Source organism: Sphingorhabdus sp. (assembly GCF_044374345.1).
Lineage (GTDB): Bacteria > Pseudomonadota > Alphaproteobacteria > Sphingomonadales > Sphingomonadaceae > Sphingorhabdus_B.
Genome location: NZ_JBILOS010000034.1, coordinates 1 through 20,701, shown reverse-complemented (window position 1 = coordinate 20,701; position 20,701 = coordinate 1). Strand labels below are relative to the sequence as shown.

18 protein-coding genes are annotated in these 20,701 nt (G+C 58.7%); 5 read left to right on the top strand and 13 right to left on the bottom strand.

From position 1 onward, the window contains the following. The 3 genes from ACIQ5B_RS05240 to ACIQ5B_RS05230 all read left to right on the top strand — a co-directional run. Positions 1 to 1,107, top strand: a 1,107-nt coding sequence (locus ACIQ5B_RS05240; RefSeq protein ID WP_397598107.1) for an NAD(P)-dependent oxidoreductase, incomplete at its 5' end; no start/stop codon positions are given. Further along, a complete protein-coding gene (gene gltB, locus ACIQ5B_RS05235) occupies positions 1,104 to 5,630 on the top strand; it encodes a glutamate synthase large subunit (protein WP_397598106.1) in 4,527 nt (1,508 codons plus the stop codon). The genes ACIQ5B_RS05240 and gltB, both read left to right, overlap by 4 nt. 157 nt (positions 5,631 to 5,787) lie before the next feature. Beyond that, positions 5,788 to 7,539 (top strand): DUF885 domain-containing protein, encoded by a 1,752-nt coding sequence (locus tag ACIQ5B_RS05230; RefSeq protein WP_397598105.1) that lies wholly within the window; start codon positions 5,788 to 5,790, stop codon positions 7,537 to 7,539. A 6-nt stretch (positions 7,540 to 7,545) separates the two neighbouring features. Here ACIQ5B_RS05230 and ACIQ5B_RS05225 read toward each other — a convergent pair whose 3' ends face one another. The 9 genes from ACIQ5B_RS05225 to ACIQ5B_RS05185 form a co-directional block, all read right to left on the bottom strand. Further along, positions 7,546 to 8,121, bottom strand: coding sequence for a hypothetical protein (locus ACIQ5B_RS05225; RefSeq protein WP_397598108.1), 576 nt, complete (start codon positions 8,119 to 8,121; stop codon positions 7,546 to 7,548). A 71-nt stretch (positions 8,122 to 8,192) separates the two neighbouring features. Next, the gene (locus ACIQ5B_RS05220) at positions 8,193 to 8,741 is read right to left on the bottom strand and encodes a demethoxyubiquinone hydroxylase family protein (protein ID WP_397598104.1); all 549 of its coding nucleotides are present in this window, start codon (positions 8,739 to 8,741) and stop codon (positions 8,193 to 8,195) included. Beyond that, the gene (locus ACIQ5B_RS05215) at positions 8,720 to 9,199 is read right to left on the bottom strand and encodes a disulfide bond formation protein B (protein ID WP_397598103.1); all 480 of its coding nucleotides are present in this window, start codon (positions 9,197 to 9,199) and stop codon (positions 8,720 to 8,722) included. The genes ACIQ5B_RS05220 and ACIQ5B_RS05215 overlap by 22 nt, the downstream gene beginning before the upstream one ends. 115 nt (positions 9,200 to 9,314) lie before the next feature. Continuing rightward, complete coding sequence (locus tag ACIQ5B_RS05210; RefSeq protein ID WP_397598102.1) at positions 9,315 to 10,682, bottom strand: S41 family peptidase; 1,368 nt, start codon at positions 10,680 to 10,682, stop codon at positions 9,315 to 9,317. Positions 10,683 to 11,054: 372 nt separating this feature from the next. Next, entirely contained in the window at positions 11,055 to 12,221 is a 1,167-nt protein-coding gene (locus tag ACIQ5B_RS05205) for a murein hydrolase activator EnvC family protein (protein WP_397598101.1), read from the bottom strand. Between the two features lie 4 nt (positions 12,222 to 12,225). Further along, positions 12,226 to 12,648: a 23S rRNA (pseudouridine(1915)-N(3))-methyltransferase RlmH gene (locus ACIQ5B_RS05200; protein ID WP_333569652.1), complete on the bottom strand. Its 423-nt coding sequence runs from the start codon at positions 12,646 to 12,648 to the stop codon at positions 12,226 to 12,228. 24 nt (positions 12,649 to 12,672) lie between these two features. Further along, positions 12,673 to 13,044: a ribosome silencing factor gene (gene rsfS / locus ACIQ5B_RS05195; protein ID WP_183941493.1), complete on the bottom strand. Its 372-nt coding sequence runs from the start codon at positions 13,042 to 13,044 to the stop codon at positions 12,673 to 12,675. A gap of 45 nt (positions 13,045 to 13,089) precedes the next feature. Beyond that, the gene (locus ACIQ5B_RS05190; RefSeq protein ID WP_397598100.1) at positions 13,090 to 13,719 is read right to left on the bottom strand and encodes a nicotinate-nucleotide adenylyltransferase; all 630 of its coding nucleotides are present in this window, start codon (positions 13,717 to 13,719) and stop codon (positions 13,090 to 13,092) included. Beyond that, positions 13,716 to 14,969: a glutamate-5-semialdehyde dehydrogenase gene (locus ACIQ5B_RS05185; RefSeq protein ID WP_397598099.1), complete on the bottom strand. Its 1,254-nt coding sequence runs from the start codon at positions 14,967 to 14,969 to the stop codon at positions 13,716 to 13,718. The genes ACIQ5B_RS05190 and ACIQ5B_RS05185 overlap by 4 nt, the downstream gene beginning before the upstream one ends. A 307-nt stretch (positions 14,970 to 15,276) precedes the next feature. Here ACIQ5B_RS05185 and ACIQ5B_RS05180 point away from each other — a divergent pair, with 307 nt between their 5' ends. Both ACIQ5B_RS05180 and ACIQ5B_RS05175 read left to right on the top strand, forming a co-directional pair. After that, on the top strand, positions 15,277 to 16,434 hold the full coding sequence (locus tag ACIQ5B_RS05180; protein WP_397598098.1) for a M23 family metallopeptidase: 1,158 nt from the start codon (positions 15,277 to 15,279) through the stop codon (positions 16,432 to 16,434). A 4-nt stretch (positions 16,435 to 16,438) separates the two neighbouring features. Continuing rightward, positions 16,439 to 16,855: a polymer-forming cytoskeletal protein gene (locus tag ACIQ5B_RS05175; protein ID WP_397598097.1), complete on the top strand. Its 417-nt coding sequence runs from the start codon at positions 16,439 to 16,441 to the stop codon at positions 16,853 to 16,855. A 573-nt stretch (positions 16,856 to 17,428) separates the two neighbouring features. On the opposite strand, the gene ACIQ5B_RS05170 is transcribed toward ACIQ5B_RS05175, so the two are convergent. The 4 genes from ACIQ5B_RS05170 to ACIQ5B_RS05155 form a co-directional block, all read right to left on the bottom strand. Beyond that, positions 17,429 to 18,892 (bottom strand): ammonium transporter, encoded by a 1,464-nt coding sequence (locus ACIQ5B_RS05170; protein ID WP_397598096.1) that lies wholly within the window; start codon positions 18,890 to 18,892, stop codon positions 17,429 to 17,431. 31 nt (positions 18,893 to 18,923) lie between these two features. Continuing rightward, the gene (locus ACIQ5B_RS05165; protein WP_333570320.1) at positions 18,924 to 19,262 is read right to left on the bottom strand and encodes a P-II family nitrogen regulator; all 339 of its coding nucleotides are present in this window, start codon (positions 19,260 to 19,262) and stop codon (positions 18,924 to 18,926) included. A 172-nt stretch (positions 19,263 to 19,434) separates the two neighbouring features. Further along, positions 19,435 to 20,139, bottom strand: a complete 705-nt coding sequence (locus ACIQ5B_RS05160; protein ID WP_397575391.1) for an endonuclease/exonuclease/phosphatase family protein — start codon at positions 20,137 to 20,139, stop codon at positions 19,435 to 19,437. 57 nt (positions 20,140 to 20,196) lie between these two features. Next, positions 20,197 to 20,701, bottom strand: a 505-nt coding sequence (locus ACIQ5B_RS05155; RefSeq protein ID WP_397598095.1) for a metallopeptidase TldD-related protein, incomplete at its 5' end; no start/stop codon positions are given.

Genomic DNA, 20,701 nt, shown 5'->3' with positions numbered 1-20,701 from the left:
TTTTCGGGTCACGACGCCGTGACCATTGGCTCTGTCGAAAAATATATCACCGACACCGCTTGGGAACAGGGCTGGGTCGAACCCGTTGCGGTCGGCCCATCGCGCGGGCAATCGGTCGGCATCATTGGCGGCGGCCCCGGTGGCCTGACCACCGCTGAATATCTGCGCGTCGCGGGCTATGACGTGCATGTGTACGACCGCTATGACCGCATGGGTGGTCTGCTGACCTATGGCATTCCCGGTTTTAAGCTGGAGAAAGACGTCGTCATGCGCCGCTTAAAGCGGCTTGAGGATGCGGGCATCCATTTCCATCCCAATTTCGAAGTTGGCCGTGACGCCACGCTGGACGCATTGCGCGCCAAGCATGACGCCGTGCTGATTGCGACCGGCGTGTACAAGGCACGCGCGGTGTCGTTACCGGGCGGCGACCTGAATGGCGTGGTGGCGGCATTGGATTATTTGACCGCGTCGAACCGCAAGGGCTTTGGCGATACTGTGCCCGCGTTCGAAAGCGGCGCGCTGAATGCCGAGGGCAAGAATGTCGTCGTCATTGGCGGCGGCGACACCGCGATGGATTGCGTGCGCACCGCCATCCGTCAAGGCGCCAAGTCGGTGAAATGCCTCTACCGCCGCGACCGCGAAAATATGCCAGGTTCGCAGCGGGAAGTTGCCAATGCCGAAGAAGAAGGCGTCGAGTTTGTTTGGCTTTCGGGCCCCAAGGGCTTTGAAGGCAATGGCAAGATCGAGCGTGTTCAGGTTTCGAAAATGCGCCTTGGTGCGCCCGATGCATCGGGTCGCCGCGCGCCGGAAAATGATCCGCAAGGTGACTTCACACTCGATGCCGACTTGGTGATTACCGCGCTTGGTTTTGAAGCCGAAGACCTGCCGGTATTGTTCGGCGCGGCTGACCTGAACGTCACCCGCTGGGGCACCATTCGCGTCGACCATAATACGCAGATGACCAACCTCGACGGTGTGTTCGCCATTGGCGACATCGTGCGCGGCGCGAGCCTTGTCGTCTGGGCGATCCGCGATGGCCGCGATGTGACGCAGCATATGCACAATTATCTCAAATCAAAAGCACGCCGTGAAAAGGTTGCAGCATGACCATATTCTACCCCACCCCCGAACATGAACGCCTCGCCAACGAGGGCATGTATTATCCGGAATCCGAAGGCGATGCCTGCGGCGTTGGCTTGATTGCCGCGACCGATGGCAAGCCATCGCGCCGCGTGGTGGCAGCCGGGATTGAGGCGCTGAAAGCCGTGTGGCACCGCGGTGCCGTTGATGCCGACGGCAAGACGGGTGATGGCGCTGGCCTGCATATCGACTTGCCCGTCCGCTTTTTTGACGATGCCATTGCCGACAGCGGCCACCGCCCGATGCCAAACCGTTTGGCGGTCGGCATGGTCTTCCTGCCGCGCACCGACCTGAGCGCACAAGAAAACTGCCGCACGATTGTCGAGGCGGAAATTATCGACGCGGGCTACACCATTTATGGCTGGCGGCAGGTGCCGGTCGACGTGTCGGTTATCGGCACAAAGGCGCAGGCGACACGGCCCGAAATCGAACAGATCATGATCGCGGGCCCAATGCCCGATGCGGTTGATGCAACGGAGTTTGAAAAGAATCTCTACCTCGTCCGCCGCCGGATTGAGAAGAAAATCATCGCCGCGCAAATCCGCGATTTCTACATCTGCTCGCTGTCGTGCCGGTCGATTGTCTACAAGGGCCTGTTCCTCGCCGAGAGCCTTTCGGTCTTTTATCCCGACCTTCAGGACGACCGTTTTGAAAGCCGCGTCGCGATTTTCCACCAGCGTTATTCGACCAACACTTTCCCGCAATGGTGGTTGGCGCAACCGTTCCGCGGCCTTGCCCATAATGGCGAGATCAACACGATCCGTGGCAACCAGAATTGGATGAAGAGCCACGAAATCAAAATGGCCAGCATCGCCTTTGGCGCGCAATCTGATGATATTAAGCCCGTCATTCCGGCGGGTTCATCGGACACTGCCGCGCTTGATGCCGTGTTCGAAACGCTTGTCCGTTCGGGCAAGGAAGCGCCGACGGCAAAGCTGATGCTGATCCCCGAAGCATGGCAGTCAAACCCCAATCTGCCCGCGTCGCACCGCGCAATGTATGAATATATGTCCAGCGTCATGGAGCCATGGGATGGCCCCGCTGCGCTGGCCATGACCGACGGCCATTGGGCGGTTGCAGGCGTTGACCGCAACGCCCTTCGCCCGCTGCGCTACAGCCGCACGTCGGACAATCTGCTCGTCATCGGTTCCGAAACCGGCATGGTCGTTCTTCCCGAAACGACAATATTGGAAAAGGGCCGCCTTGGCCCCGGCCAGATGATTGCGGTCAACCTCGACGAAGGCAAATTGTACCGCGATGGCGAGTTGAAAGACCGCATCTCGGCAGAGCAAGACTATGGCGCGCTCGTGCGTGGTTTCCGTGCCATCACCGACTTGCCCGACGTAGGGCAGGATGATGCCCCGGCGTGGTCGCGCGCGGAACTGACCAAGCGTCAGGTCGCCGCCGGCATGACGCTTGAGGATGTCGAAATGATCCTCGCGCCGATGATCGAAGATGGCAAAGAAGCCATTGGATCGATGGGCGATGACACACCGCTCGCCGTCATCAGCGACAAGCCGCGCCTGATCAGCCAGTTTTTCCGCCAGAATTTCAGCCAAGTGACAAACCCGCCCATCGACAGTCTGCGCGAGCGGCATGTGATGAGCCTCAAAACGCGTTTCTCGAACCTTGCCAACATTTTGGAAGAAAAGAGCCAGAACGCCGACGTGCTTGTCCTCGCCAGCCCCGTGCTCACGTCGCATGACTGGCGCCGGTTAAAGTCTGCCTTTGGCGCAGCGGGCGCAGAAATTGACTGCACCTACGACATATCCGAAGGACAAGAAGGTCTTCGCGCCGCCATCACGCGGATCCGTGAAGAAGCCGTCGCCGCGGTGCGCATGGGCAAATCCGAATTGTTCCTGACCGACGAAAATATCAGCGCCGACCGCGTGGGCATTGCCATGATCCTTGCCGCTGCCGCTGTGCACACGCATTTGGTGCGCAATGGTTTGCGCAGCTATTCGTCGATCAACGTCCGCTCCGCCGAATGTCTCGACACGCATTATTTCGCGGTGCTCATTGGCGTTGGCGCAACCACGGTAAACGCATATCTGGCCGAAGCCGCAATTGGCGACCGCCATGCGCGCGGGTTGTTGGGTGGTCTGGCCCTGACCCAAGCGGTCGAAAATTACCGCACCGCCATCAATGAAGGGCTGTTGAAGATCATGTCCAAAATGGGCATCGCGGTCATCTCCAGCTATCGTGGCGGCTATAATTTCGAAGCGGTTGGCCTGTCGCGTGCCTTGGTCAACGACTTCTTCCCCGGAATGCCGAACAAGATTTCGGGCGAAGGCTATCATTCGCTCTATGTAAACGCGCGGGATCGCCATGAAGAGGCGTTTGACACCGCCGTAGCACGCTTGCCCGTTGGCGGCTTTTACAAGCAACGCAATGGCGGCGAAGAGCATGCCTATTCGGCGGGTCTGATGCATCTTTTGCAAAGCTCTGTCGCGAATGACAGCTATTCGACCTACACCCAATTTGCCCAAGGCGTGCGGGAACTGCCGCCGATTTACTTGCGCGATTTGTTGGAGTTCAACTTCGCAAAGGAACCCGTTGCGATTGATGAAGTCGAAGCGATCACCGAAATTCGCAAACGCTTTGTCACGCCGGGCATGTCGCTTGGCGCATTATCGCCCGAGGCGCATGAGACACTGGCCATCGCCATGAACCGGATTGGCGCAAAGGCCGTATCCGGCGAAGGCGGCGAAGACAGCAAGCGGTTCAAGCCCTATGAAAATGGCGACAACGCCAACAGCGTCATCAAACAAATCGCCAGTGGCCGTTTTGGCGTAACCGCCGAATATCTTGGCGCATGCGAGGAAATTGAAATCAAGGTCGCACAGGGCGCAAAGCCCGGTGAAGGTGGCCAGTTGCCCGGTTTCAAGGTGACCGAAATGATTGCGCGTCTGCGGCATTCAACGCCGGGCGTGACGCTCATTTCACCGCCGCCGCACCATGACATTTACTCGATCGAAGACCTTGCCCAGCTGATCTACGACCTAAAGCAAATTAATCCGCGTGCGCGGGTGTGCGTCAAGCTCGTCAGTGCAGCGGGCATCGGCACCATCGCCGCCGGTGTGGCGAAAGCGCATGCCGACGTCATCCTCGTTTCGGGCAATGTGGGCGGCACGGGCGCAAGCCCGCAAACCAGCATCAAATATGCAGGGACACCATGGGAAATGGGGCTGTCCGAAGCCAATCAGGTGCTGACGCTCAACGGCCTGCGGCATCGTATCAAGCTGCGGACCGATGGCGGGCTGAAAACCGGACGCGACATTGTGATTGCCGCGATCTTGGGCGCGGAAGAATTTGGCATCGGCACGCTCAGCCTTGTCGCCATGGGCTGCATCATGGTGCGCCAGTGCCATTCCAACACCTGCCCCGTCGGGGTCTGTGTTCAGGATGAAGCCTTGCGCAAGAAATTCACGGGCACCCCTGAAAAGGTCATCAACCTGATGACCTTCATCGCGGAGGAAGTGCGCGAAATTCTGGCCAAGCTTGGCTATCGCAGCTTGGATGAAGTCATTGGCCGCACTGAACTGCTGCGCCAGGTTAGCCGCGGTGCGGAGCATTTGGACGATCTCGATCTCAACCCCATCCTTGCCAAGGTTGACGCGCCCGACAGCGCGCGCCGCTTCAGCATCCCGACATTCCGCAATGAAGTGCCCGACAGCCTTGATGCGCAAATGATCCATGATGCAAAGCCGGTGTTCGAACGGCGCGAAAAAATGCAGCTGACATATAATGTCCGCAACACCCACCGCGCGGTTGGCACGCGGTTCAGTTCCGAAATCACGAGGCTGTATGGGATGAAGGGCCTTTCCGAAGGACATGTCCATGTGCGTTTGCGTGGGTCGGCGGGACAATCGCTTGGCGCATTCCTGTGTCAGGGCATTACCTTGGAAGTGTTTGGCGACGCCAATGACTATGTCGGCAAGGGGCTTTCGGGCGGCACCATCATCGTGCGGCCAACGGTCAGCAGCCCGCTCACCAGTCAGCAGAACAGCATTATCGGCAACACTGTGCTTTATGGCGCAACGTCGGGACGGCTGTTGGCGGCGGGACAGGCCGGCGAGCGCTTTGCCGTCCGCAACTCCGGCGCGCATGTCGTGGTCGAAGGATGCGGATCAAACGGTCTGGAATATATGACCGGCGGCATGGCGGTTATCTTGGGTAAGGTTGGCAGCAACTTTGGTGCAGGGATGACCGGCGGCATGGCCTTTGTGCTCGACACCGAAGGTGATTTTGCAAAGATGGCCAATCCGGACAGCATTGTGTGGCAACGGCTCGACAGCGCTTATTGGGAAGACCAGCTGAAGTCGCTGGTCGCAGCGCATGCCCAAGCCACCGACAGCGCATGGTCGAAATCATTGCTGGAAGATTGGGACCGCAGGCGCGGTGAATTCTGGCAAATATGCCCGAAGGAAATGCTGACGCGCTTGAGCCAGCCGCTGTCCGACCATGAGGTGCTGGAAGCTGCGGAATAGACCCAGCGTTTCCGCGATTTGAACAGATGGATGCGCGCGGTTCGGCAGGATGCCCGCCGCGCGCGTGATCGCTAGCGCCTGACATTGCGGAAGGGTCTGGTCAATTGCGTTCGCCCCTGCTTTAGTCCGCACACTGTTATTTGGAAGGAGAAGCCCTATGCGCACATTGTTACTCGCTGGATCGATTTTGGCCCTTGCCGTCCCGGCGCATGCCGACGCCAATGGTGACCTTGTCACGCTGGTGAACGATGTGTGGGCGGCTTCGTTGAAGGAACAGCCGGTCTATGCCAGCGCGCTGGGCGTGAATGAGCATGCATCAGAACTGGGCGACTACACCTTGGCCGCACAGGATCGCCGCGCCGCCGATGCCGCGAAGTTTCTCGCCCGGCTTAATGCCATCCCATCGGATTCGCTGAATGCCGCATCAAAGGTTGAGGCAGGCATATTGCGCCGCGCGCTGAACTCGACAATCGAAGGCAACAGTTTCGGGCAACGCGCGATCAATTTCACGACCTATTCCAGCTGGCACCAGCAACTGGCCGGCATGGCGCAAAATCTGCCGTTCCGTACGAAGGCGGATTTTGAAAGCTACAACGCACGGCTCACCCAATATGCGCGCGTGAATGACGAAAATATCGCGGTGGCCAATGTCGCGATCAAGGGCAAATATACCCAGCCCTGCGTCACGCTGAAGGGTTTTGAAGGAACGATCAGCGGGCTGATTACGACCGACATTAACAAGTCGCGTTTCTACGAACCTTATGCGTCAAAGCGGCCCGCGGGCGTTTCCGAAGCGGACTTTGCAAGCCTTGCCAAAGCGGCCGAAACCACGATCCGCACGGTCATTCACCCCGCGCTGAACAAACAGCTCGCATGGTATACCGCAAGCTATAAGCCAGCGTGCGCCAAAGCACCCGGCGTATCGGCGCAACCGGGCGGTGACAAATATTACGCATTCCGCATTCGCGAAGAAACAACGACGTCGCTGACCGCAGAGCAAATCCACCAAATTGGCCTGAACGAAGTGGCGCGCATTCGCGCCGAGATGGTCGAGGTCGCAACAAAGGCGGGATATCCAAGCCGCGAAGCCTTTATCCAACATTTGCGGACCGACCCGCAATATTACGCCAAGACACCCGAAGAGCTGATGGAAAAGGTCGCGCGGGTGACCAAGATCATCGATGGCAAAATGCCCAGCCTGTTCGGCCGCCTGCCCCGCTTGCCCTATGGCATAAAGGAAATTCCGGCGGAAACCGCCGAAGGCACCACGACGGCTTATTATAATCCGGGTTCGCCCGAAATCGGCATCTCCGGAACCTATTTCGTCAACACGTCGAAACTGAACCAGCGCCCGTTCTGGGAAATTCCCGCCTTGTCCGTGCATGAGGGGGTCCCCGGGCATCACCACCAAATCGCGTTGCAACAAGAATTGCCCTTGTCGGACTTCCGCAAATATGGCGCATTCTTCACCGCCTTTACCGAGGGCTGGGGCCTCTATTCCGAACGGTTGGGCATTGAAATGGGCCTATATGATACGCCGGCCAAAGACATGGGCCGCCTGTCCTATGAAATGTGGCGCGCATGCCGCTTGGTCGTCGACACCGGCATTCATGCAAAAGGTTGGAGCAAGCAGCAGGCGATCGATTTCATGACCGACAACAGCGCGCTGTCGGCCGCCAATATCGAAGCCGAGGTCAACCGCTACATCAGCTGGCCCGGCCAGGCACTAGCCTATAAATTGGGCGAGCTGAAGATTCGTGAATTGCGGGCGATGGCGACGAAAGAGCTTGGGCCGAAATTCAACCTTGCGGCGTTCCATGACGCCGTATTGGGCCAAGGCTCCGTCCCGCTCGATGTGTTGGAGCAGCAGATTACAGATTGGGTCGCCGCGGAAAAAGCGAAGGGCTAGGCCCGCTTATTTAGGTTCAGGCAGCGGCTCTGCTTCGGCAGATGCCGCTTCCTTGGCATCCAGTTCCGCCTGCAACTTCGCCTCGCGTTCGGCGCGGCCCTTTTCGAATTCGGTTACGCGCGCTTCGACTTCGGCTGCCTCTGCATCAATGCCCGCCATGCGCTTGGCGCGTTCGGCGGCGATCAGGCGGCCAAAGACAATGCCGGGGTCTTGCGCTTTTTCGGCATAGGCGCGATCAATTTCTTTCAGCCCACATCCGGTAAAGCCGCCAGCACCCGATGCCGAGCAGCTCATCGTGCCGCTGGCGCCCACATATTCGTAGGATTTAATCCGTTCGGACATCGCCTGATTACGCGAATCATTGGGGTCGCCGCGCAAGGACGACGGAATGCGGTAGCGGTCCGCCTCCCCCATCCGCGCGCAGACGACGATTTCGGCGCCTTGGCTTTCGGGGCATTTGTCGTCGCCATAGATGATCAGCTGGTTGATCTTCTCATCACCCGGCTGCGAAGCGGGGGCATTTTGTGCCGGGGCTTGCGCCGACAGCATGAGAGCCAAAGCGGCGACGGAAATATTGGCCATTGCGTTCACGGGATATTCTCCAAAAATCTATGCTCTGGCTTGAACGTCGCAGGCTGAATGCGCGATGAAGCTCAAATATGTTTCGACACGGCAATCGCGGTGCGGCAGCCCAAGCGGACAAGCGCGCTCATGACCGGATAGGCCAGTGCGCGCTCTGCGCCTTCGGCCAGCGCCGTGGCTTTATGTTCCAGCTCATCCGCCTGAAAATCGGCAATCATCGCCGACAATTCGGGATCGCTGTCACCGATTTCTGCGAGCTGCTCGCTATAATGGCGGTCAATTTCGGTTTCGATCGCCACGGTGCAGGCCATTGCTGCCTCCGGGCTGATGGCGGCCGACACCGCGCCAAGCGCAAAACCGGCGGCGTTCCAAATGGGGTATAAAGCGGTTGGGCGCACGCCGCGTTCGGCCATCATCTTGTCAAAGGCGCTGAGATGCCGTTCCTCTTGCTCGGCCATATGCGCAATGCTGCGCGCGGCCGGCGTCCGGTCGCCCATCACCGCAAGCTGCCCTGCGTAAATGCGTTTCGCGCCAAATTCGCCCGCTTGATTCACGCGAATCATCCGGTCGATGGCCGCTTTACGCTGCGGTGCGGTTTTCAGGGTTTCGTGTTGCGCCATGTCATACCCAAGATGGCCACTGCGCCGCCCATCGACAAGAGGAAATTATAGCCCGCAAGCGAAATGCCGAACAAAGACCATGGTGCCACATCACAGCGGACCAAGGGTGCGTTCATGATCGACTTGAGCAAATCATCCCCGCTGCCCGAAATCGTTGCGGTGCAGGCGGTCAACCCTTCCCACCAGCCATATTCGACGCCAGCATGAAAGCCCGCGATGCCGCCGCTGGTCGCAATGGCCAATGCCGCAAGCGCCACCAATGTTTTGCGAAAGGCAAGGTTGCTAACACCAAAGGCAATGACCGCAATCGCGACTGCGGCGAAATGCGGATAACGCTGCCACCAGCACATTTCGCACGGGAAAAGCCCGCCAATATATTGCGAACCATATGCCCCCGCGAGCAGCGCCGCCGGCAACAGGAATGCGAGCCAATGGGCCTTGTCAAATTTCGACGTCATGTACGCGCTTCACTCCGCATCATTGTCATCCTGAACTTGTTTCAGGATCTTACTTCAGCACCGACACAAAAGTAAGATGCTGAAACAAGTTCAGCATGACGGGGTTGGGTAAAACTCAATTCTGCGCCCTGCCCTTTACGGGCTTTGCGGCAAGCTTCATCGTTTTGGATCCAAGCCGCTGCAAGGTTTCCATCGCATAATATAATTGGAAATCGTCAATGCCCTTTGCCTTCAACTGCTCCGCCGTCATGGCAAAACGCGGATCGTCGATGCGGTCTTCTTCAAGGTCTTTGCTGTTGTCCTTCAATTCATTGACCAAGTGACGACGCAAATCGGATTCGCGCACGGAGACGCGCTTTTTATAATCGGGATCGGTCAATTGCGGTACGCGGATATCGGGCTTTATGCCGCCTTCCTGCACCGAATGGCCGGACGGCAGATGGTAGCGCGCAACGGTGAGGCGCAAGCCCGTGTCCCGCGTCAACGGCAGGACAGTCTGCACCGACCCCTTGCCGAAACTGCGTTCACCCATGACCAAGCCGCGATGATGGTCTTGCAATGCGCCCGCCACAATTTCGGATGCCGATGCCGAACCTGCGTCGACCAGAACGATGATCGGCGCGCCGCCGGTGACATCGCCCGGAACAGCGCGTTCGGCCCACCAGCGTTGAATGTCGCTTTTGTCACGGCCGCGCTCCGAAACAATCTCGCCACTCGACAGGAAAGCATCGGAAACGGAAACGGCTTCGTCCAATATGCCACCGGGGTTGGACCGCAGGTCAATGATGTAGCCCAGCGGATTTCCGCCAAGAGATTTCTTTATACCGGACACAGCAGCGACAACGTCAGCGCCGGTTTGTTCGGAGAAACCGGTGATCGAAATAACGCCAATGCGGTTTTTCACTTCCCACCGCACAGGTTTCAAATCGATGACCGCGCGCGTGACCGTCACGTCGAACGGCGCATCACGCCCGGGCCGGAAAATGGTGAGCTTGATGGATGTGCCCGGCACACCGCGCATCGCCTCGACAGCTTCGTCGAGCGTTCCGCCAAGGATCAGCTTGCCGTCCAAATGCGTGATAAAGTCGCCCGATTTGATGCCCGCCTTGTCAGCGGGCGTGTCCTTGGTGGGCGCGATGACCTTCACCGCTTCATCCTCAAGCGTAACCGTCAGGCCAAGGCCGCCATATTCGCCATCAATCTGTGTTTGCAGCGAGCTGAAGTCGGATTTGTCGAGGAAGGCACTGTGCGGATCGAGGCTGGCGAGCATCCCTTGAATCGCGCCTTCCATCAATTGCTTGTCATCGACCTTGTCGACATAGCTTAATTTGACCTTGCGATAGACCGCGAGGAATTCCTCAAGCTCTTTGAAACGATCGGCTTGCGCTTGTTGCTGCTGAACGCTTTGCGCGACCAGCACAGTCGCAGGGACCGACAGCGCCAAAACAATGGCGCAAGTCACGGGCAGCAAACGGTTCTTCATAGACCAATCCATTTCATCATTTCGTCGATGCTATATCCCGCCTTAACCGCGGGTGAAAGCATGTTTAACACGAACAGCATGCGGGCATCGACAAGAACGCATATAGGGTCAGGACCTACTAAATGCACCATCGCGGCGTCAAAATGGCAAAGATATCGAAGTAAAATGTCCGCTGCAGGCAGTTATTCTGCCTGCAAGGGCATTTTGCTTTGAGATCGAAGCCATTTTGGCGTCCTTCGGATTTGACCCATATTGTCCATTGCTGCGTTGGCAAGCTTGGACTTAGAACCACTAAGTCCGGCGCTTACCGCCTCGCACTGAACAATATGGCCTCAAACCGCGATGGTGCATTTAATAGGTCCTGACCCTCGTTCATCCCAATATCGTGGCAATATCCATCACACGGCCATTTTTGCGCAGTTCAACGCCGATTTCGGGCGCGTCGGATGTGGCCGAACCCAGCACAAAGCCTTGGCTGACCACCTGCCCCTTTTTGACCTGCGTACTGCCCAGATGTGTAATCAGGCTGTTCCAGCCATTGCCATGTTCAATGATAACAATCTGCCCATAGCTGCGATAGCGGCCCGCAAAAGACACCGTTCCTGCCGCTGGCGCGACCACGCGCAGATCATTGGCAAGCGCAATGCGGACGCCGCGCTCGCGATAGCCGGTGGCGTTGAGTTCATTGAAACCGGACAACAGCTTGCCGCGCGCGGGCAGGATATAGGCCGTCCCCGCCGCCGCAGCCTTGGTCGCGCGCCCGGGGCGGAGCATCGGCCCGTCCAGCGCCGCAAGTTCAGATGCTTTTTCGGCGCTTAGCCGCTGGATATCCATGCGCCCGACAATATCGCGTGCCCGCTCGCCTTGCGCGATCGCTTGTTCAAATGCGATGGCCGCGTTGGCGGACAGTGCGCCGGCCTTGCCACCTGCATCGCCTTGCAATTTGGCCAAATCTGTCTGGCGGCTTTTCAACCGGCTGCGCGCATCGCCCAGCGATTTCAGCGCGCGATATTCCTGCGCCCGCAATTCGCTTTGTACCGCAATGTGTTGGCGCAAGGCGCTGGTGCGGCGGATGATCTGTGGCTGCACGGTCGCCATCACCGCGCGCACATGCACATAATCTTCGCGTTGCCCGGGCTGCATCATCATCAGCACCGCCGGGCGGCCCGTCATCTGCTGAAGCGCGGCGTTCAGGCGCAGCACGGGTTCGCTTTCCACACCAAGCTGTGCGCGCTGAAGCTCTTGTTGGCGACTGATGATGGCAATCCGCGCGGTCGCGGCTGCTATCTGCGCTTCGGCGGCGTCGATTTCGGCGGACAGCACCGCCCTTTGCGCGACCAGCCGGTCTGCGGTGCTTTCGGCGTTGCTGGCTTCCTGCCGCAACAATTCGCTGCGCCGTTCCGCACGCAGCGCTTTTTCCTGTGCAGCGCGCAGGGCGTCTTGTTGCGCGCTGTTGCTGCCCGCGCTTTGCGCCATCAGGCTGCTCGCAATGGCAAAGGGCGTGAGCGCCAAGAGCAAAAGCATGGACCAGAACCGCATGCCCCTATCCTTCCCGATGATAGGGGTGGTTGGCAATAATCGATGTTGCGCGGAACAATTGTTCGGCCAGCATCGCGCGGGCCATCAAATGCGGCCATGTCGCTTTGCCAAAGGCGATGAGCTTGTCGGCGCCAGCGCGGGCTTCGTCATCAAAGCCGTCGGCAGCGCCAATCAGGAAACGCACTTCGCGCACGCCATCGTCGCGCCAGCGTTCCAGCAAGCGGGCGAGTTCGACCGAGCCGAGCTGTTCGCCTTTTTCATCCAAGATGATGGTTTTGCAGGGGCTGTCCGAATGGGGCAGATCGCCGCCCTTATCGGGCATTTCGCTGTGCCGCGTCGGCCAGCTGATCCGTTTCAGATATCGGTCGACCAGCTCCGCTTCAGCAGAGCGGCCGATTTTGCCGCGCGCGATGATGTGCAGGCGCATCGCCATCAGCGCGGACGTTCGGGCTTATTGGGCCGGAACTTCGGGCGCGTCGCCAAATGCCCACATGCGCTCCAGATTGTAGAAGCTGCGGACTTCGGGACGGAACAGATGCACGATGACATCTTCGGCATCAATCAACACCCAGTCTGCCGATGGCAAACCTTCGATGCGGGCATGACGTCCGGCTTTTTTGATACGCTCGGCAAGCTTTTGCGCCATCGACGCCACCTGCCGCGATGAACGGCCAGATGCGACGACCATATGGTCGGCGATGTTGCTTTTGCCTTCAAGCGGGATGGTCACCACTTCCTGCGCCTGATCATCGTCGAGCGATTGCAGGATAAGCGCGTGGAGGGCGTCCGGGGTCAAAGTGGGTTCCTTGGACTTGGCGGCCAGATTGCCGGCAGTCGGAACGGATGCGGTATCGATCAAGATTGCTCCTTAAAGCACAATATTTCGGGTAACGCCGTCACGCGTTCCATGTTCCTTATATCGGTGAAACCAATATGGGTCAGCACGCCGAATTGCGGTTGCTGAACGCGGATCTGGACGAAAGCGCAAAAAGACAAGCGCTGGCGTACTCCATTTTGTCCAGTGATGAAGCTGGTCCGGACGCCGGACAAACCGTCTGAACCAGGCCATTGCGGGACCCGCAACAGCACCTGCATCATAGCCGGGTCTGGCGATAACTGCAATCGGCATCAATCGCGCAATATCGCGCCAGTGTTTCCAGTGGTGAAATTGCAACAAATTGTCGGCGCCCATGATCCAGACAAAGCGGACTTTGGGATATCGCGCGACCAGTTTTTTGAGGGTTTCTGCGGTGTACACGGTGCCAAGGTCGCGTTCAATGGCAGTTGCCTTAATTGGTGTGCGCCGCGTCTGGTCCTTCGCCGATGCCAACCGCGCGGGCAAGGGTGCCATGCCTTTTGTGGGTTTCAATGGATTGCCCGGTGACACCAGCCACCAAAATTCGTCGAGGCACAGCGAATCCATTGCGAACAGGCTAATCGCCCGGTGGCCACCATGCGCGGGGTTGAACGATCCCCCCATGAGGCCAACGGTTTTCAAGGCCGGATTTGCCCGTTTCCGCGCACAACCCATTTATAGGTCGTGAGGCCCTCAAGCGCGACCGGGCCGCGGGCGTGCAGGCGGCCCGTCGCAATGCCAATTTCCGCGCCCAAGCCAAATTCGCCGCCATCGGCAAATTGGGTCGAGCTGTTGTGCATCACAATCGCGCTGTCGACCTGTGCCAAAAAGCGCGCTGCGGCTTCGGCATTGTTGGTGATGATCGCGTCGGTATGGTGCGATCCGTGGCGGGCGATATGATCGATCGCATCGTCCAGTCCCGATACGACGCGGGCCGAAATGACGGAATCGAGATATTCGGTGTCCCAATCATCCGCATCGGCGGACACCGTGCGGGCGTCCAATTCCATCAGCACATCATCCGCGCGCACCTCGCATCCGGCATCAATCAGCGCGCCAATCAATTCGGCAGCGGCTGGATAATCCTGATCAATCAGCACCGTTTCCGTTGCCCCGCAAACGCCGGTGCGCCGCATCTTGGCATTGACGACAATCGCCTGCGCCATCGCTGGATCGGCATCCTTATGGACATAGCTGTGGTTGATGCCGTCGAGATGTGCGAGCACGGGAACGCGGGCTTCATCCTGCACCCGCGCGACCAGCGATTTGCCCCCACGCGGAATGATCATGTCAATCGCACCCTGCGCGCGCAGCATCAGGCCGACCATCTCTCGGTCTTGTGTGGGGATAAGCTGCACCGCGTCGGCGGGTAATCCGGCCTGTGTGATGCCAGCCAACATCGCGGCATATATCGCGCGGTTGCTGTGCACCGCCTCACTGCCGCCGCGCAGGATGACAGCGTTGCCCGAACGCAACCCCAAGGCCGCGGCATCGGCCGTTACGTTGGGCCGGCTTTCGTAAATGATGCCCAGCACGCCAATCGGCACGCGGATGCGCGCCATCTGCAAACCATTGGGCCGCGTACTGCTGTCGATGATTTGACCGACGGGATCGGCCAGCGCAGCAACCTGTGCCACCGCCGCAGCCATGGCCGTGATGCGCGCGTCGTCGAGTTTCAGGCGATCCAGCATGGCGGGTGACAGGCCAGCATTGGTCCCGGCCGCCACGTCGATGGCATTGGCCGCGAGGATATCGGCCGATTGGTCGCGCAGAGCTTGCGCGGCGTATGTTAAGGCGCTCGCCTTCGCCGCGTCATCCGCCGCCGCCAAGTGCCGCGATGCGGCGCGCGCTTTGCTGGCAATCGATGCCATCAGGGGCTGATAATCGGTCATAATATCAACCCGTAGAGAAGTGCCCGCAAAAGGGAAAGGTGGCGTTCAATTCAAGGGCGTCAGGTGCACCCATATAGCGAATCGCGAGAAAAGCGTTGGTTTTGTGGCTTTTTACGCCGCGCGCGCGCCATGTGCAGGCGCAAACAATTCACAATTTGTGACATTTCAATATAGTTTTCCACAGCTCATCGTGTGACTCATTCGACTCGTCACGAGTCCGGCCTCGGCGATTCGCGCCTGCCATTTTGCTCTGCTACGCGCGCTCTACAAATGAAAGGTGGGGTGGGTCGTGTCGCTTAAGACCAGAATGTCCGGGTGGAAAAACCGGATAGCTGGATGGTTTATTGACCGCGAATTTTTCATGCGGGCCAATGGCCAAGTCCGGTTCTTGAAACTGAGTGCGCAATTGCAACGCCGCGTTGCAGGTACCGTTGCGTCCGTCGTCGGCCTTTGGCTGGTCGTCACGCTTGGCATGGCGATTAATCAAGCCAGCGTTTCGGCGCAGCGCATGGCGTTGAGCCAGCAAGAGGCGAAGGTCGAATCGGCCGAAGAACGCGTCGCCAATTATCGCGATTCGATCGATGAAGTGGCGAAGGATCTCGATCGGCGGCAGAAAATGCTGGAAAGCCTGAGCGATCAATATCTGGGCGACGTTCCTGAGGCCAAGGCCCAAACGCCTGCAAAGTCGAAGCCCGCCGCCGAAGACCAAACCGTAAAAACCATCAGTGCCGTGGTGCCAGAGGCCGCTGGCCTTGCCCGTGTTGAAGTCCGCCAAATCCAGTTCGCCGAAAAAATGACCAAAGTTGCCTTGGCCCGCACGTCAAAGGCAGAGGCGGCGATCCGCCAGTTCGGGCTTAACCCCGATGTGCTCGCACGGCGCGCGCGCGATGCGCAGGGCGGCGTGTTTGAGCCCTTTTTCGGTAGCGCAAAAAAAGATGTCCGCGACCCGCGCTTTTTGAAACTGGCGGCATCGCTGAGCCGGATGGATGCCATGGAACGCGCACTGGCCGCGATCCCGACATCGATGCCCGCCGCCGCCGTGATGATGTCGAGCGGCTTTGGTTTCCGCAGCGATCCCTTCACCGGTGCGGGCGCAATGCATGCCGGTTTGGATTTCAAGGGCCCGGTGGGCACGCCAATCCTCGCTGCTGCCCACGGCCGTGTGACTTTTGCGGGCTTTAACGGCGGATATGGCAAGACAGTTGAAATTACACATGCCAACGGACTATTAACGCGTTATGCCCATCTTTCCGGTGTGCATGTTACGCGGGGCCAAATGGTGCATCGTGGCTTGCAAATCGGACGAATGGGAAGCACAGGGCGATCGACGGGCAGCCATTTGCATTTCGAGGTCCGCCTGAATGGTCGGGCGATCAACCCGAGAAAGTTTTTGGAGGCCAACCCTGATGTTCTCAAAGTCCAAACAGTCGCCGGAAACCGCGCCGGCAACGCCGCAAAGGAATAACAACGTGCGCAATAGTTCGGGTCATACATTTTCTGTCATAGCGTCCGATGTCGAAATCGTCGGCAACCTCACCGCCCGCGTGGATCTACACGTTGATGGCAAGGTGCAGGGCGACGTGACATGCGGCAATCTGGTGCAAGGCGAAGGCAGCATTATCGCAGGCAAGGTCATTGCCGAATCGGCGAAACTGTCCGGCCATGTCGAAGGTTCAATCGAGGCCAATGATCTGGTGATCGAATCCACCGCGCGTATCGTGGGCGATGTCGTGTACAGCAATCTGACGATTGCCCCGGGCGGGCAGATTGACGGCAAGTTCCGGCACAAATCATCGAAGGGCGCGCCAACCACCGCGCGCCCGGCCGCCAATGTTGCCAAGCCAGCCGAACCGTTGATCCTTGGGGCTGAATCCAAAGTCATCTAAACGATTTCCTACATCGGCAAGATTATTTCCTACAAAAACCGGACGCGGCCATGCTGCGTGCAAAGGGGGACGGCCGGCGCGGAAGCGCTGGTGCGTGCTTCCGGCTGATGGCGTTGGTTGATTAAGGCCCGCTTGTTCCATCAGGCTAATGCCCCCGGGCCGCCTTTGCTGGCTGGCATGCTGTCCATCGGGGGAAAGGTTCGTAAACCCCCAAAGGCTGTCCGCACGGACAGGACGGTTTCCCGCCACATCCAGTCATGTTTGCGCTGTTCAGAGCTTGATGCAACAGGCCCTTTTTCAGGCTGAAGCACGCACCCTATCGCGCCGACCGTGCCAACGGATTTCCCCGCCAGCGTTCCCGTCATCCCGACCAGCGTTCTAGACCGCCGCCTGCATGACGCGACTCGAATAACCGATATGGTTATTTGTAGGAAAGTGGTTTTTGCCTGCGCACAAAAAAGGCCCGAACCATCGCGGGTCCGGGCCATGAGTTGGATGTTCGCGGGAGGAACATCGGGAGGAGGCGGAGCCTATTAGGAAAGGAGAGAACGCCCCGCCGCCAAGCCGTGAAACTCAATAGTTATAGGCACGCTCACCATGTTCGGTGATGTCCAGGCCTTCGCGTTCTGCATCTTCTGCGGGACGCAGGCCTGTGGTGAATTTCAGTCCGTAGAACAGGATTGCCGAGACAACCGCCGTCCACAAGACTGTCGTGCCCACGGCCCAGGCCTGAGTCATCACCTGACCAGCCATGTCATATTCGCCGGGGATGGCAGGGAAGACGGTGTAGTCGATCCAGCCCTGACCGCCCAATGCGGGGTCAGCGACCACGCCGGTGGCGATCGCGCCGACGATACCGCCGATGCCATGGACACCGAAGACATCCAGCGTATCGTCATAGCCAAGCTTGTTCTTCACATAGGCGACGAAGACATAGCACAGGCCCGATGCCGCAAAGCCGAGGAGGATTGAGGTCATGGGCGCTGCAAATCCGCTGGCTGGCGTAATCGCAACCAGACCCGCAACCGCGCCGGTAACCGCACCCAACAACGATGGCTTACCATGGTGGAACTGTTCAATCAGGCACCATGCAACCGCAGCGGCAGCCGTGGCGACAAAGGTGTTGATGAAGGCAAGTGCAGCAAGGCCGTTAGCTTCGAGGTTCGAGCCAGCGTTAAATCCGAACCAGCCCACCCACAGAAGCGACGCACCAATCATCGTCATGGTCATCGAGTGAGGCGGGGTTGCTTCTTTGCCGTGGCCGACGCGCTTGCCAATGATGAGGCAACCGACAAGACCAGCAATACCGGCATTGATGTGAACGACCGTGCCGCCCGCGAAATCAAGTGCGCCCCAGCCCCACAGCAGACCCATGTCGGTCGGTGCATCAACCAGGAAGTCTGGTCCAGCCCAGTACCACACCATATGTGCGATCGGGAAATAGGCGAACGTCAGCCACAATACCGTGAAGATCATCAAGGGTGTGAACTTGATACGCTCTGCAAATGCGCCGACGATCAACGCCGGCGTGATGCAGGCAAAGGTCATCTGGAACACGACAAAGGCATATTCGGGAATGTAGACATTGTTGCTGAACGTGGCGGCGTAAGTCGTCGCGTCAACGCCCTGAAGGAATATCTTTGAAAAGCCACCGATGAAGGCGTTACCGCTGGTGAAGGCCAGGCTGTAGCCATAGGTGACCCAGACAAGCGCCGCGACCGACACGATCATGAACACCTGCATCAGCAGGCTGAGCATATTTTTGGTGCGGACAAGGCCGCCGTAAAACAGCGCAAGCGCCGGAATCGACATCAGCAATACCAATGCAGAGCTAATCAGCATCCACGTCGTATCGCCCTTGTCGACCATGCCGGCCATTTGTTCAACGGTCGGTGCCTTAATCGGGCCGTCGGCGACGGCAACCGCCACCGCTGCCGCGCCATCAGCAGCTTTTTCGGCTGCCTCCTGTGCGAAGGCGGGCAAAGCGGCGAACAATGTCGCCCCCGCCGCGCCTAGAAACTTGAGTGTCTTGGACATTTTCTGGTTCCCCTAGCTTGCTATTATCGCGTCAAAGCGCGGTTTCGTTGGTGTCGCCCGTGCGGATGCGCAGGGCACCGGCAAGTTCGAATTCAAATATCTTGCCGTCACCAATGGCGCCTGTTTCGGCGGCCTGCTGAATGGCCTCGACAACGGCAGGGGCCTGATCGGACGCGCACGCGACCTCGATTTTCACCTTGGGCACCATGTTGGTTGCATATTCGGCACCGCGATAAATTTCGGTCTGCCCTTTTTGTCGGCCAAAGCCTTTGACCTCAGTCACGGTCATACCCGACACGCCCAGCGCCGTGAGCGCTTCGCGCACCGGGTCCAGCTTGTGCGGCTTAATAATGGCAATAATATATTTCATGCACGCCCCCAATATTGGTTGTGCAATGCAATATGCAAACGTCGTGCCAGAAACGGAAAATGCACCTAAATAGGCCGATTACAGGCGATAGGGACAGCCGACATAAGCGCCACCACCTTCCATACTGCCTAAAATTTAATCAGCATATTATCACTGCCTAAATATTAGGCATTCAACCAATGCGGATCGATGCCCATAAGGGCAGATGGTCCGACGCCTGTTTGGACAATGTTGAAATATGGCTGTCGGCGGCGGTGACGTTCACGTCATGGCTGACAATGATCCGGTCCAATCGCGCGACTGGGCGCGATGTGTGGAAGCTTTTGGGCGTTTGCACCAGCCGGTGATGGTGGAACGCAAGTTCGTTCAATGCGCCGCTGTCCGACCATTGATTGAAATCGCCCATCAGAACGGTGGGCATATGACGCGGGCTGCCATCAATCGCCGCCAGCAACGCGCGGATTTGCTTGCGCCGCCACAGCCCCGACAAATCGAGATGCACGCCAATGACGCGCAATGCATGTCCGGCAACCGACAGTTCCGCCATCACCGCGCCGCGCGGCTCAAGCGTTGGCATGTCAATCGGGTGGCAAAGGCGCACCTCCATGCCCTTGCGCACCAAAATCGCATTGCCGTGCCAGCCAATGGCGGCAGGACGGAAAGCCAGCGGCACGGGCATCCACGATGTCTCCGCCTCCAGCATCGCCAGCGGCAATGCACTGACACGCGCGCCGAACCGGCGGTCCACTTCCTGAAGCGCGATAATGTCTGCGTCGATTTCCTTGAGCACCGCCAAGATACGTTCGGGGTTGCGCCGTTGGTCCAGGCCAACCGCCTTGCGAATATTATAGGTCGCAACCTTGAGTGCGTGGCTCATATCGGGGTCATGCGGTTCATTCGGCCATATCGCAATTTGGACCGAAATATGCGCCCATCAACCCGCCGTGCCGCCTACCGTAAGCGCGCTGACCAAAGTTGTGGGTTGCCCGACGCCCGCCGGAACGCTTTGCCCGCCTTTGCCGCACACGCCGATGCCATCATCCAATGCCATGTCGTTGCCAAGGCCGATGACCTTGTTCAGCGCGGTTGGGCCATCGCCAATCAATGTCGCGCCTTTGATGGGATCGCCAAGCTTGCCGTCCTTGACCAAATAGGCCTCGGTACAGCTGAACACGAATTTGCCCGACACGATGTCGACTTGCCCGCCGCCAAAGCTTTTGGCGAAGATACCGTTTTTCACGCGGCTCAACAGTTCGGCAGGGTCGTCATTGCCGCTGCGCATGAATGTGTTGGTCATGCGCGGCATCGGTGCATGGGCGTAGCTTTCGCGGCGACCATTGCCCGTGGGGGCAACGCCCATCAGGCGGGCGTTCATGCGGTCCTGCATATAGGCGCGCAAGATGCCGTCTTCGATCAGGACATTTTCCTGCGTCGGCGTG